We start from the raw sequence: 12,663 nt of genomic DNA on the forward strand, positions 1-12,663 counted from the left end.
GCGGCTCTGCCCGCACTCTGAGAAATCGACTTGCCGAAACGTTTCGATCATGTTTCCGACTTACTCGCCGGTCAACAAAACCCGGGGGAGTTCACATGTTCGTTTCAGGATGTGTCTAAAGTTCGTTCCATCAGATCGTTGGTACGGCTCACAGGCCGTGTCTTGCGGTCGCCCACGAATCCCCGGGCGTCGCGCCCGAGGAACTGAGCACGGACGACCCCGTGTTCACATCTGGATGGAGGATTTCCTTGCGTAAAACACGCATCGCGTCAGCTGCAATCGCAGTTGTCGTCGGAGCGGCGCTGGTGACGGCGTGCTCTTCGAGCGATTCGGCCGGCGGCGGAGGGTCAGGAGACGGCTCCGGCATCATCAACGCCTGGAGCGGTGAGCCGCAGAACCCCTTGGTGCCCACCAATACGAGCGAGAACACCGGCGGACGTGTCGTCGACTCGATCTTCGCCGGCCTGGTGTCCTACACCCCCGAGGGCGGTGTCGAGAACGAGGTCGCGGACTCGATCGATACCACCGACGGCCAGAACTACACCGTCACGTTGAAGGACGGCTGGCAGTTCACCGACGGCACGCCGGTCACGGCCAAGTCGTTCGTCGATGCCTGGAACTACGGCGCACTGTCGACCAATGCGCAGCTGCAGGGATCGTTCTTCGATCCGATTCAGGGCTACGACGAGGTCGCAGCCGAGAACCCGACGGTGCAGACCATGTCCGGTCTCAAGGTCGTCGACGACAAGACGTTCACCATCGAGCTCAAGCAGCCCGAGGCCGCGTTCCCCGATCGTCTCGGCTTCGCCGCGTACTACCCGCTGCCCGAGGTTGCGTACCAGGACATCGCCGCGTTCGGCGAGAACCCGATCGGCAACGGCCCGTACAAGTTCGCCCAGGAGGGCGCTTGGCAGCACAACGTGCGGATCGACCTGGTCACGAACCCCGACTACGCCGGTAACCGCAAGCCCGCCAACGGCGGCGTGAGCTTCATTCTGTACAGCAACCTCGACACCGCATACACGGACCTGCTGTCGAACAACGTCGACGTTCTCGACAACGTTCCGGCCTCGGCCGTCACCACCTTCGAGTCCGATCTTCCCGACCGCACGGTGAACCAGCCGTCCGCGTCGATCGAGACGTTCACGATTCCGGGCCGCCTCGCGCACTTCGGTGGCGAAGAGGGTGTGCTGCGTCGTCAGGCGATCTCCAAGGCGATCAACCGCGACCAGATCACCGAGCAGATCTTCAACAAGACCCGTACCCCGGCCAAGGACTTCACCAGCCCGGCCATCGACGGCTGGACCGGCGATCTCTCCGACGTCGGAAACGTCGAGTACGACCCCGAGGGTGCCAAGGCTCTGTGGGCCCAGGCCGATGCCATCGCGCCGTGGTCCGGAACGTTCTCCATCGCGTACAACTCCGACGGTGGACACCAGGAATGGGTGGATGCGGTCAGCAACAGCATCCGCAACACGCTCGGCATCGAGGCGCAGGGTGCGCCGTACCCGACGTTCGCTCAGCTGCGTACCGAAGCCACCAACCGCACCATCGCGACCGCCTTCCGGTCGGGCTGGCAGGGTGACTACCCGCAGCAATACGGCTTCCTGGCACAGAACTACCAGACCGGTGGCAGCTCCAACGACGGTGAGTACTCCAACCCCGAGTTCGACCGCCTGCTCCGCGAGTCCGCAGGTGAGACCGACAAGACCAAGGCGCAGGAGCTGACCAACCAGGCTCAGGAAATCCTGCTCAACGACCTGCCCGCAGTGCCGACCTGGTACCGCAACGCAGCGAGTGGTTGGTCGGAGAACGTCACCAACGTCAAGATCGGTTGGGACGGAATCCCCATCTACAACCAGATCGAGAAGAACTGATCACGTTCGCTCCACTGCTGTAGAGACCGAGAAGGGCGGTAGGTCTTCCACCTACCGCCCTTCTCGTGTGCTCGCTCACTCCCGTATCTACGTTCGACGCCCCGCTGCAGCTGATCCTTGCGCCTCTGCGGTGACGTCCACCTTCCTCCAAAGGAGGTGATCCGATGCTCTGGTACATCGGACGCCGATTACTTCAGATGATCCCCGTGTTCATCGGGGCGACATTCTTGATCTATGCCATGGTCTTCTTGCTGCCAGGAGACCCCATCGCAGCATTGGCCGGAGACAAGGCGATCAGTCCCGCCGTCGCCGACCAACTGCGCGCCCGCTACAACCTCGACCAGCCGTTCATCGTGCAGTACCTGCTGTACCTCAAGGGCATTTTCACGTTCGACTTCGGCATGTCCTTCTCGGGCCGCCCGGTCAGTGAAGTTCTCGTACAAGCGTTTCCGATCACCGCCAAGCTCGCCTCGATGGCCCTCGTGATCGAGGCCGTGTTCGGTATCGGCTTCGGTCTCATCGCGGGTCTGCGCAAGGGCAAGCTGTTCGACTCGACGGTCCTCGTCGTCAGCCTCGTCATCATCGCCGTGCCGATCTTCGTCATCGGCTTTCTCGCGCAGTTCTTCATCGGTATCAAGTGGGGTTGGGTGCCGCCGACAGTGGGAGGCAACACCAGCTTCACCAACCTGTTGCTGCCGGCATTCGTACTCGGAGCCGTCTCGTTCGCCTACGTGGTGCGGTTGACGCGCACGTCGGTGGCCGAGAATCTCAGTGCGGACTTCGTGCGGACGGCGACGGCCAAGGGGCTCTCGCGTAACCGGGTCGTCAACGTGCACGTGTTGCGTAACTCGCTGATTCCCGTCGTGACGTTCCTCGGTGCAGATCTGGCCAGCCTCATGGGCGGCGCGATCATCACCGAAGGAATCTTCAACATCAACGGAGTCGGCGGCACCATCTACCAAGCCGTCATCCGCGGTGAGGCACCGACCGTCGTGTCTTTCGTGACCGTGCTGATCGTCGTCTATCTGGTCGCCAATCTCATCGTCGACCTTCTCTATGCCGCGCTCGACCCGAGGATTCGCTATGTCTGATCCCATCACCCCGAAGAGCGTCGACGCCGATCGCGCTACTCGCCAAGCACGTTTCGTCGAGGCCGACGAGGTCATCGACGTGTCGCAGACCGACGCCGTCGTCATCGACGACGCACCCGCCAGCATCTGGTCGGATGCGTGGCGGAACCTGCGCACGCGTCCGATGTTCATCGTCTCGGCCATCATCATCCTGGCCGTCATCGTGGTCGCAGCCGTGCCTGGCCTGTTCACCAGTACCGATCCGCGCTTCTGCGATCTGCAGTTCAGCATGCAGGGCCCGGGATCCGGACACTGGTTCGGTTACGACCGACAAGGCTGCGACATCTACTCCCGGGTGCTGTTCGGTGCTCGGGCGTCCGTGCTGACCGGAGTCGGGGTCACGTTCCTCGTGCTGGTCATCGGCGTCGTGTTCGGTGCTCTGGCCGGCTTCTACGGCGGCATCGCGGACTCGTTGCTCTCACGGATCACCGACATCTTCTTCGGCGTTCCGCTGATTCTGGCGGCCATCGTCCTCATGCAGCTGTTCACCGATCGCACGATCTTCACGGTGATTCTGGTGTTGGCGTTGTTCGGCTGGCCTCAGATGGCTCGCATCACTCGCGGTGCAGTGCTGTCGGCGAAGGGCAACGACTACGTAATGGCCTCGCAGGCTTTGGGTTTGACGCGACTGCGAACTCTGATGAGGCACGTACTGCCGAACGCGATGGCACCGATCATCGTCATCACGACGATTTCACTCGGTACGTTCATCGTGGCCGAGGCGACGCTGTCGTTCCTCGGCATCGGACTGCCTCCCACCGAGGTCTCCTGGGGCGGCGACATCAGTGCCGCTCAGGTCACCCTGCGACAGGGCTCGACCATTCTCTTCTATCCTGCTGCAGCGCTGGCAATCACGGTGCTCGGCTTCATCATGATGGGTGACGCCCTGCGCGACGCCCTCGACCCGAAGGCGAGGAAGCGATGACGGATCCAGCACGCATCGCAGTGGAGCAGCCCCTGCTCGACATCCAAGATCTCGAGGTCTCGTTCCGGTCCAACTCCGGTGCGGTCCCGGCTGTTCGCGGAGTATCGCTGACGGTCTACCCGGGGCAGACCGTTGCGATCGTGGGCGAATCCGGTTCCGGTAAGTCGACCACCGCGCACTCGATCATCAACCTGCTTCCCGGAACCGGCACGGTGACGGCGGGGCGCATCCTGTTCGAGGGCCGTGACTTGGCGCAGGCCAAGGAGAAGGACTTCGTCGACATCCGCGGCAGCCAGATCGGCCTGGTTCCTCAGGACCCGATGTCCAACTTGAACCCGGTGTGGAAGATCGGCTTCCAGATCGAGGAGGCCCTCGCTGCAAACGGCATCGCCAAGGGCAAGGCGGCTCGGGTTCGGGCAGCCGAGCTGCTCGAAGAAGCGGGCCTCAGCGATTCGGAGAAGCGGGTCAATCAGTACCCGCACGAGTTCTCGGGCGGTATGCGTCAGCGCGCGCTCATCGCGATCGGGCTTTCGGCACGACCGAAACTACTGATTGCCGACGAGCCGACGTCCGCTCTCGACGTGACCGTGCAGCGTCAGATTCTCGATCATCTCGAAGGTTTGACGAAGGAACTCGGAACCGCGGTTCTGCTGATCACCCACGATCTCGGCCTGGCTGCCGAACGAGCCGAGCACCTCGTCGTCATGAGCAAGGGGCGGATCGTGGAATCCGGTCCGGCACTGGAGATCCTGCAGGACCCTCAGCATCCGTACACGCGCAAGCTCGTCTCCGCCGCGCCGTCTCTGGCGTCGCAGCGACTGAAGTCGTCGGTGGTGCGCAAGGACATCGTCGAGCATGCCAAGCAGGTGGCGGTCGAGGCCGTCACCGAGGAGACCGACTCGGCATTCGAGCCGGCCGCGGACACTGTGCTCGTGGTCGAGGGGCTGACCAAGGAATTCAAGCTCCGGGGCGGCAACCCGTTCAAGTCGTCCGTGTTCACGGCCGTCAAGGATGTGTCGTTCGGAGTCGCACGCGGTACCACCACTGCGATCGTCGGCGAATCGGGTTCTGGCAAGTCGACTGTGGCACAAATGGTTCTGGGACTTCTCGAGCCCACTGCGGGTTCGGTGAGGTTCGACGGGCGCGATGTGGCGGGGTTGAACAACAAGGACGCGTTCGCATTTCGTCGTCGAGTGCAGCCGATCTTCCAGAATCCGTACGGGACGCTGGACCCGATGTATTCGATCTTCAGCACCATCGAGGAGCCTCTGCGCACCCACAAGGTGGGGTCGAAGTCCGAGCGGGAAGCCAGAGTCCGTGATCTGTTGGACAAGGTGGCACTGCCGTCGTCGGTGATGCGCAGGTTCCCCAACGAGCTGTCCGGCGGCCAGCGGCAACGTGTCGCAATCGCTCGTGCGTTGGCCCTCGAGCCCGAAATGGTCATCTGCGACGAGGCAGTGTCGGCTTTGGACGTGTTGGTGCAGGCGCAGATCCTGTCCCTGCTCAACGACCTTCAGGCCGAGCTCGGGTTGACGTACCTGTTCATCACGCACGACCTCGCGGTGGTCCGTCAGATTGCTGACGACGTGCTCGTGATGCGCAGCGGCGAGATCGTCGAGGCGGCGTCGACCGATGCCGTCTTCGACAACCCGCAGCAGGAGTACACCCAGAAGCTGCTCGCCGCCATTCCGGGTGGCTCGGTGCAGCTGGGCGCATAGCCGCGGTGGGTGAGGGGGTACCGTCGTCTGTCGTGACGGACCCCCTCGCCCCGCTGCTGGAATTGCCCGGAGTTGTCGATTCCGCCGAACGGGCACGCGATGCCCTCGGTGCCGTGCATCGGCACAAGGCCAATCGTCGTGGGTGGCCGGCGACCGCGGCCGAGGCCGCTGTGAGGGCAGCTCGTTCGTCCTCCGCGCTCGAGGGCGGTTCGATGGATTTCCCTCGCGAAGGCGAGGAGGGTGACCCGATTCTGGCGGGTGCGCTGCGAGTGGCCGCTGCTCTCGACGGTGACGCCCTGCAGAACACGTTGTCGACGTGGAAGCGCGCACCACTGCAGACGCTGGCCCGCCTACATCTGTTGGCCGCCGCGGATCTCGTCGACGACGCGTCCTCGCTCGGTCGGCCGCGCACGGACGCGGGCATCGGCGAGCGGCTCGATCTCCTTGCGCAGTTGGTGACGGGTGGAACCTCCGCGCCGGCTCCGGTGATCGCGGCAGTCGTGCACGGTGAACTGTTGACGCTGCGGCCTTTCGGAACTGCCGACGGCATCGTGGCGCGTGCTGCATCGCGGTTGGTGGCCGCATCGTCGGGATTCGATCCACACAACCTGGGCGTGCCCGAGGTGAGTTGGATGCGTCGAGCGAACGCGTACCGGGATGGAGCTGCCGGGTTCGCCGAGGGTACGGCGACGGGAGTCGGCAGTTGGGTGATCCTCTGCCTAGGAGCATTCGAAGCTGGTGCGGCAGAAGCGACTTCGATTGCCGAGGCTGCACAGTAGGAGTTGTGCACACGTAAAAGGGCGGCGATGCTGACTTGCGTCGACGTCGCCGCCCGTTAGCACGGAGCGCCTGGTTACCAAGCGTGCACAGGTGGGCTGTGATGGACTACCACGTGGCCTCGGCGAGAACTCGACGGTGATGAGGTCATCCCTGCAACCGGTGCAGGGTTCTTGCTGATCACCAACGAATATCGCAGGCCCACAGCGCTTCTGCCATTAGGTGGCAAGCTCCGCGTGGGTGCCGGTGTCCGTGCTGGGAATCGCGGTCGGGAGAAGCGAACCTTCTCTTCCGGTTCGTTCTTGGCCTTCCGTTCTTCCGTACGTCATTTGTACCCCGTGACGCCGCTCACATCAAGGGTTTGGGCTCATCGTTTTCTGCGGAGTAGTCCGTAGGTGATCGCGCCGGCCGCTATTGCGCTGAAACCTGCTGCAGCACTGGCTACTACGGTCTTCCCGGACGGATTCGGAATGCGGGAGCGCAGTGAAACGGGGTTCGAGAATGTCAGAATCGGCCAGCCGAGGGACGAGGCCTCTTTGCGGAGTGCGCGGTCGGGATTGACGGCGGTGGGGTGGCCGACCGCCCGCAGCATCGGCACGTCGGTGATCGAATCCGAGTAGGCGTAACTCTTGGATAGGTCGTAATCATGTTGTGCCGCCAGGGACTTCATGGCGTCGACCTTGCCCTCGCCGTAGCAGTAGAAGTCGACCTCGCCGATGTACTTGCCGTCGACGGTCACCATCGTCGTGGCCATGCTGTGGTCGGCGCCCAGCAGTTCGGCGATGGGATGCACGATCTCGTCACCCGACGCCGAGACGACCACCACGTCGTGTCCGCGGAGCTTGTGGTCCGCGATCAGATCGGCCGCTTCGGCGAAGACGAGGGGGTCGACGATGTCGTGCAGGGTTTCGGCCACCACTGCTCGCACCTGTTCGACGTCCCACCCGGCGGTCATACCGGCGATGTGTGCGCGCATGCGTTCCATCTGGTCGTGATCGGCACCGGAGAGCAGGAACAAGAACTGCGCATAGCTGCTCTTGAGTACCGCTCGCCGGTTGATCAGACCTTGGTCGAAGAACGGCTTGCTGAAGGCCAGAGTGCTGGACTTCGCGATGATCGTTTTGTCGAGGTCGAAGAAGGCGGCGACGCGCGCTGCGCGTCGGCCGGCGGGGGCATCGTCGGTGTCTGCGCTGAGGGTCACGATTGTCACCATAGTGGCCGGTGGTGACCGGTGGATGTCGCGCAACTTCTCTTCTCGACTCGCTCCGAACAAGTCCACAAATCGAGACGGTTGAACTTGCAAACAAGGACGTCCACGGGTGTAGTATTTTCCACGAGCCCGGTTCATTCCGGGCGGTGTTCAGCCCGACCCCCCGGGGCTGAACCAGACGACCCTCGCCTCCTCCCCCCCCTGGCGAGGGTCGTCCTCTTTTTCGGGGTAGGCCGAAAACTGGTACCGCGGTACCGGTATTCATCCACAGGGGCCGATCTATCCACATTTCCCCAAGTCGCGCGCCGCGCGAGCGGATTCTCGCGCACGCTTGGGTCCATGAAAACGGATCCGATTTCACGGCGGACGAACGCGTACGCGTCGATGTCGATCGACCATCACGGACTGCGTCAGGACGTGTATCGAATCGCCGCAGCCGCGGATTGTGTTGTGGAAGAGCAGAACTTACTGGTCGGTATCGGATCGGCGCGCCCGATTTGGGAATTCCCAGGAATTATTTTGATCGATTTTTCTTCTGCCGAGTCGGCGCTCGCAGCCGGATTTCCGCGACGGCCCGGCGTCGTTCTGGTCACGGCCGCGTCGCCGACACTCGACGATTGGCGGACGGCCACAGCGCTCGGTGCCGAACACGTGGTGTCGTTACCCTCGGACGAGGACACGCTCGTTCGCATCCTCGGTGAACCCGTCGTCACATCGCCGGGCGGCGGTGGCGTCATCGTGGTCGTCGGTGCCCGCGGAGGTGCGGGTGCGTCCACGTTCGCGGCGGCGCTGGGCCTGTGCAGCAGTCGCACGGGGCACCGCACGCTCATGGTCGAAGCCGACCGGTACGGCAGCGGCCTCGATCTGCTGCTCGGCTGGGAGAACGCCCCAGGCTTGCGCTGGTCCGGCCTCGTCGTCGAGGGCGGGCGAGTATCCGGCGACGCACTCCACGGCGCGCTGCCGTCGAAGAACGGATTGTCGGTGCTGGCACTCGGGCGATCCGACGACCGGCGAACCGGACTCTCGGCCGTCGCCGCGGCGGCTGTGCTCGACGCAGGGCGCGCTGGAGGCGATCTCGTGGTGTGCGACGCCCCGCGCCACTCCGATGACCTCTCGGACGCCCTGTACGCCGCAGCCGACCTCGTCGTACTGGTGCTGCCTGCCGAATTGCGGGCCGTGACCTCGGCCGAAGCAGTAGCGGACGAGATCTCGAGTCGCAATGCGAACGTCGGATTGGTCGTTCGTGGGCCCGCACCCGGGGGACTACGGGCAGCGGACATCGCCGCCGCCCTCGACCTGTCGCTGCTGACGTCCATGCGGGCCGAGCCTGGATTGGCCGAGCGTCTCGAGCGGGGCGGGCTTGCTCTCGGACGCCGCTCACCGCTCGCGGCGGCGGCCACCGGGGTCCTCGATACGTTCGCGCACAAGCCCGGTGGTGAGCGGTGGGCGGCATGAGCGCAGTCGTCACCGCCGAATTGCTCGACCGCGTACGAGATCGGCTGGCTGCTTCGGCACAGTCTCCGGTGCCCGCCACCGTTGCCGCGGCCATCCGCACCGAGGCAGGGGGAGTCATCGGTGACACCGATATGCTTGCGGCACTGCGTATTCTGCAGACCGAGCTCACCGGAGCAGGCCCGTTGGAGCCGCTCCTGTCCGAGCCAGGGGTGACCGATGTTCTGGTCACGGCGCCGGATCAGGTGTGGATCGATCGCGGTAGAGGCCTGGAACGCACCGGAGTCCAGTTCGCCGACGAAGCCGCGGTCAGGCGGCTGGCGCAACGGCTCGCGCTCTCGGCCGGTCGGCGATTGGACGATGCGCAGCCGTGGGTCGACGGCCGATTACCCGGCGTCGGACAGGGAGCGTTCGGGGTCCGTCTGCACGCGGTGCTGGCACCGGTGGCGAGCGGTGGAACCTGCCTGTCGTTGCGAGTGCTCCGCCCGGCCACCCAGGGACTCGCCGCGCTCCGGGCGTCCGGTGCGGTGACCGAGGAGGGCTACGATCTGCTCGCGCGGATTGTGCTCGCGCGCTTGGCGTTTCTGGTCGTCGGAGGTACCGGTGCCGGGAAGACCACCCTTCTGGCTGCTCTGCTGGGCGAGGTCGACCCAGCCGAACGAATCGTCTGCGTGGAGGATGCCGCCGAGTTGGCACCGGCGCATCCCCATGTGGTGCGCCTGGTGGCCCGTGCTCCGAACGTCGAAGGTGTGGGCGAGGTGTCGGTTCGGCAATTGGTTCGCCAGGCACTACGGATGCGACCCGATCGGCTCGTCGTCGGTGAGGTGCGCGGGGCCGAGGTGATCGACCTGATGACGGCCCTCAACACCGGGCACGACGGCGGTGCCGGAACCATCCATGCCAATTCGCCCTCGGAAGTCCCCGCCCGGCTCGAAGCCCTTGCAGCACTGGGCGGAATGGGCAGAGACGCACTGCACAGTCAACTTGCGGCGGCCGTCCAGGTCGTCCTGCACGTCCACCGGAGCGCCGACGGTACGCGCAGATTGCGGGAGATCGGACTGGTGGAGGTGGATTCGACAGGCCGTGTCCATATCGTGCCGGCATGGTCCGCTGAATCCGACGCCGTGCCCGGGCAGCGCGGGCTGCACGAACTGCTCGCTCGGCGCTGTGGCGAGAAGCGATGACGGCGGCACTGTGCGTTCTGGCCGCTGCATTCACGCTGTGGCCCAGCCGCTCTCGCCGACTATCGCGCCGAGGTAGAGGTGCCGTCGGGGTTCCTGGGTGGGCGTTCCCTGTGGCTGTAGCGTCGGTGTCGGCCGTGGGCATGTTCTGGATCGGCGGTCCGTGGGGCGCGGCGGCTCTGTTCGTGGCGGGCGGTACCGGATGGCACCGACATGGCCGTCGCACCGTGCGCGCCCGTCGTACGGCCGAATTAGATTGGTTGGCAACCGGAGTCGAAGTGGTCATCGGTGAATTGCGGGTCGGTGCGCACCCGGCGACGGCCGGCGAGGTGGCTGCGGATGAGTGCGGCGGGATCGCCTCGGAGGCGCTGCGCGGTGCTGCGTCCAGATCGCGACTCGGTGGACGCGCTGCCGACGGGATAGCCGCGTCGGATCCGCTGTTGAACCCCGAACTGGACCGCTTGGCCGCGGCATGGCGGGTGGCCGACGAACACGGCCTCGCACTCGCCGAGTTGCTCGACGCCGTGCGCGAGGACCTGCTCGGACGTAGGCGATTCCGGGAACGAACCGAGGCGTCGCTCGCAGGGGCCCGCGCTACTGCATTGGTGTTGGCTGGACTGCCCGTCCTCGGGGTCGCGCTCGGGCAACTGATGGGGGCCGATCCGCTGCGCATACTGCTGGGCGGCGGGCTGGGCGGAATCCTGCTCTTCATCGGAACCGCTCTCGGCTGCGCAGGTCTGCTGTGGACCGATGCGATCACCGGCAAGGTGACGACATGACGTGGGCGATCACGCTCTGTCTGGCAACGGCATTGGTCGTCGTCCCCGCTACCCGTGGCGGGTTGGCACGTGTGGAGGTTGCGGGGCTTTCGACGGCAGAAGCCGTCGACGACTCCGGACCCGATCCGCTCGCAGTGGCGACGACGTTCGACCTTCTCGCTGCGTGTCTGCGTTCCGGACTCCCGATCTCGACTGCCGCTGCGGCCGCAGCCCACTCCGCTCCGCCCGCATTCGGTGTCGCTCTGCGCAAAGCCGCTGATCTGCTCGAGCTGGGGGCCGACGCGGCGACGGCATGGGACGCGGTGGCGAAGGATCCGGAGACCGAGGCGCTGGCACGAATGGCGCGACGATCCGCCCGGGCCGGGTCGTCCATGGCGCCCGCGATGACGGAACTGGCTGCCACCCAACGAACTCGGGCCGAGGACGCGTCGGCGGCAGCGGCCGAACGGGCCGGTGTGCTGATCAGCGGACCGCTGGGCTTGTGCTTTCTGCCGGCCTTCATCTGCCTGGGCATCGTGCCCGTGGTGATCGGACTTGCGGGCAATGTGCTGGGCGGCGGTCTGATGTGACCGCCGAACAACGAATCGTCCGGTGCGGATACGCCGCGCCGGAATACTGGGAGGGGAAGCGTCATGATGGGGAATGCACTGCAGGAGATCAAGACTCGAATCGCATTGTTCGGTGTGGAGGACGACGGTATGTCGACCGCGGAGTACGCAATCGGCACCATCGCGGCCGCGGCGTTCGGCGCGGTGCTCTACACGGTGGTGACGGGGGACAGTATCGTGACCGCGCTGACGGGGATCATCGATCGAGCGCTCAACACAGCCGTCTGATTCCGGGCGGTGAGGACGGGGCTGTGACGGTGGAGGCGGCGATTGCCGTCGCGTCCATCGTCGCAGTGATCGTGGTGTGTATCGGGGCGATCGTGTCGGTGACGATGCACATCGGGTGTGTCGATGCTGCGAGGGAGGCGGTTCGATTGGCGGCGAGAGGTGATGCGACCCGGGCTGTGTCGGTAGGTGAGCGGGTTGCGCCGGAGGGTGCTCGGATCATGGTGCGCGAAGACGGTGAATTCTTCGTCGCGCGGGTGGAGGTGGAGAGTCCGCTGCCGGGTTTGATGCTGTCGGCGGAGGCCGTTGCTGCTGCGGAACCGGTTGCAGCGGAATGAGGCTCGCATTCCGGAAGGCGCTGAGTGATGACGAGGGCGGGGCGACGGTGTTGGCGGCACTGGCGATGTCGGCGTTGATTGCGGTGGTGGTGATGGTGATGCACGTCGGCTCGGCAGTGGGCGCTCGTCATCAGGCGCAGTCGGCGGCGGATCTCGCTGCATTGGCCGGGGCGGGGGCCCTCGATCGTGGGGTGGCCGATGCGTGTGAGACGGCGAGGGGGTTGGCGATGCGAATGGGAACGGAGTTGCGGGAGTGCACGATCGACGAGTGGGACGTGATCGTCACGGTGGGTCAGCCGGTGTTCCTCGGACGCTTCGGAATGTCCGACGCCACCGCGACGGCGCGGGCGGGGCCGGAGTGACCGGACGCCCGCCGGGGATCCGTAAGGATCCGGTCTGGGTCGCAAACGCGCGCGCATTTGCCAGACGCGCCCGCCTTGGTT

General features: G+C 65.2%; 13 protein-coding genes. 12 read left to right on the forward strand and 1 reads right to left on the reverse strand.

The features are described from left to right. Positions 1 to 248 precede the first annotated feature (248 nt). From CH266_RS24635 to CH266_RS24655, 5 genes are all read left to right on the forward strand, one after another. Positions 249 to 1,877 carry a peptide ABC transporter substrate-binding protein gene (locus CH266_RS24635; RefSeq protein WP_094716392.1) on the forward strand — a complete coding sequence of 543 codons (1,629 nt, stop codon included), beginning with the start codon at positions 249 to 251 and terminating at the stop codon, positions 1,875 to 1,877. Positions 1,878 to 2,041: 164 nt separating this feature from the next. Then, entirely contained in the window at positions 2,042 to 2,968 is a 927-nt protein-coding gene (locus tag CH266_RS24640) for an ABC transporter permease (RefSeq protein ID WP_027494483.1), read from the forward strand. Beyond that, positions 2,961 to 3,932 carry an ABC transporter permease gene (locus CH266_RS24645; RefSeq protein WP_032386012.1) on the forward strand — a complete coding sequence of 324 codons (972 nt, stop codon included), beginning with the start codon at positions 2,961 to 2,963 and terminating at the stop codon, positions 3,930 to 3,932. The genes CH266_RS24640 and CH266_RS24645 overlap by 8 nt, the downstream gene beginning before the upstream one ends. Further along, positions 3,929 to 5,650, forward strand: coding sequence for a dipeptide ABC transporter ATP-binding protein (locus tag CH266_RS24650; RefSeq protein WP_094716393.1), 1,722 nt, complete (start codon positions 3,929 to 3,931; stop codon positions 5,648 to 5,650). Before CH266_RS24645 ends, CH266_RS24650 begins: the two co-directional genes overlap by 4 nt. Positions 5,651 to 5,682: 32 nt before the next feature. Then, positions 5,683 to 6,429: a hypothetical protein gene (locus CH266_RS24655; RefSeq protein ID WP_032364740.1), complete on the forward strand. Its 747-nt coding sequence runs from the start codon at positions 5,683 to 5,685 to the stop codon at positions 6,427 to 6,429. A gap of 365 nt (positions 6,430 to 6,794) precedes the next feature. Here CH266_RS24655 and CH266_RS24660 read toward each other — a convergent pair whose 3' ends face one another. Further along, complete coding sequence (locus CH266_RS24660) at positions 6,795 to 7,640, reverse strand: HAD-IB family hydrolase (RefSeq protein WP_205914341.1); 846 nt, start codon at positions 7,638 to 7,640, stop codon at positions 6,795 to 6,797. A 336-nt stretch (positions 7,641 to 7,976) separates the two neighbouring features. On the opposite strand from CH266_RS24660, the gene ssd reads away from it, so the two are divergent. From ssd to CH266_RS24695, 7 genes are all read left to right on the forward strand, one after another. Continuing rightward, positions 7,977 to 9,092, forward strand: a complete 1,116-nt coding sequence (gene ssd, locus CH266_RS24665) for a septum site-determining protein Ssd (RefSeq protein ID WP_094716394.1) — start codon at positions 7,977 to 7,979, stop codon at positions 9,090 to 9,092. Continuing rightward, on the forward strand, positions 9,089 to 10,273 hold the full coding sequence (locus CH266_RS24670) for a TadA family conjugal transfer-associated ATPase (RefSeq protein WP_176457205.1): 1,185 nt from the start codon (positions 9,089 to 9,091) through the stop codon (positions 10,271 to 10,273). Before ssd ends, CH266_RS24670 begins: the two co-directional genes overlap by 4 nt. After that, entirely contained in the window at positions 10,270 to 11,049 is a 780-nt protein-coding gene (locus CH266_RS24675; protein WP_094716396.1) for a type II secretion system F family protein, read from the forward strand. The genes CH266_RS24670 and CH266_RS24675 overlap by 4 nt, the downstream gene beginning before the upstream one ends. Beyond that, complete coding sequence (locus CH266_RS24680) at positions 11,046 to 11,618, forward strand: type II secretion system F family protein (RefSeq protein WP_094716397.1); 573 nt, start codon at positions 11,046 to 11,048, stop codon at positions 11,616 to 11,618. Before CH266_RS24675 ends, CH266_RS24680 begins: the two co-directional genes overlap by 4 nt. Positions 11,619 to 11,681: 63 nt before the next feature. Further along, positions 11,682 to 11,885, forward strand: coding sequence for a DUF4244 domain-containing protein (locus tag CH266_RS24685; protein WP_176456762.1), 204 nt, complete (start codon positions 11,682 to 11,684; stop codon positions 11,883 to 11,885). A gap of 23 nt (positions 11,886 to 11,908) precedes the next feature. Further along, positions 11,909 to 12,220 carry a TadE family type IV pilus minor pilin gene (locus CH266_RS24690; protein ID WP_094716398.1) on the forward strand — a complete coding sequence of 104 codons (312 nt, stop codon included), beginning with the start codon at positions 11,909 to 11,911 and terminating at the stop codon, positions 12,218 to 12,220. After that, positions 12,217 to 12,582 (forward strand): Rv3654c family TadE-like protein, encoded by a 366-nt coding sequence (locus CH266_RS24695; RefSeq protein ID WP_094716399.1) that lies wholly within the window; start codon positions 12,217 to 12,219, stop codon positions 12,580 to 12,582. The genes CH266_RS24690 and CH266_RS24695 overlap by 4 nt, the downstream gene beginning before the upstream one ends. Positions 12,583 to 12,663 lie beyond the last annotated feature (81 nt).

The organism is Rhodococcus sp. 06-1474-1B (assembly GCF_002258885.1).
Lineage (GTDB): Bacteria > Actinomycetota > Actinomycetes > Mycobacteriales > Mycobacteriaceae > Rhodococcoides > Rhodococcoides fascians.

What these genes read in the sequence shown, in the direction of transcription:
- CH266_RS24640 (WP_027494483.1), top strand. Translation starts at nt 2,042, where the DNA reads ATGCTCTGGTACATCGGACGCCGATTACTTCAGATGATCCCCGTGTTC.
- CH266_RS24645 (WP_032386012.1), top strand. Translation starts at nt 2,961, where the DNA reads ATGTCTGATCCCATCACCCCGAAGAGCGTCGACGCCGATCGCGCTACT.
- CH266_RS24650 (WP_094716393.1), top strand. Translation starts at nt 3,929, where the DNA reads ATGACGGATCCAGCACGCATCGCAGTGGAGCAGCCCCTGCTCGACATC.
- CH266_RS24660 (WP_205914341.1), bottom strand. Translation starts at nt 7,640, where the DNA reads ATGGTGACAATCGTGACCCTCAGCGCAGACACCGACGATGCCCCCGCC.
- ssd (WP_094716394.1), top strand. Translation starts at nt 7,977, where the DNA reads ATGAAAACGGATCCGATTTCACGGCGGACGAACGCGTACGCGTCGATG.
- CH266_RS24670 (WP_176457205.1), top strand. Translation starts at nt 9,089, where the DNA reads ATGAGCGCAGTCGTCACCGCCGAATTGCTCGACCGCGTACGAGATCGG.
- CH266_RS24675 (WP_094716396.1), top strand. Translation starts at nt 10,270, where the DNA reads ATGACGGCGGCACTGTGCGTTCTGGCCGCTGCATTCACGCTGTGGCCC.
- CH266_RS24680 (WP_094716397.1), top strand. Translation starts at nt 11,046, where the DNA reads ATGACGTGGGCGATCACGCTCTGTCTGGCAACGGCATTGGTCGTCGTC.
- CH266_RS24685 (WP_176456762.1), top strand. Translation starts at nt 11,682, where the DNA reads ATGATGGGGAATGCACTGCAGGAGATCAAGACTCGAATCGCATTGTTC.
- CH266_RS24695 (WP_094716399.1), top strand. Translation starts at nt 12,217, where the DNA reads ATGAGGCTCGCATTCCGGAAGGCGCTGAGTGATGACGAGGGCGGGGCG.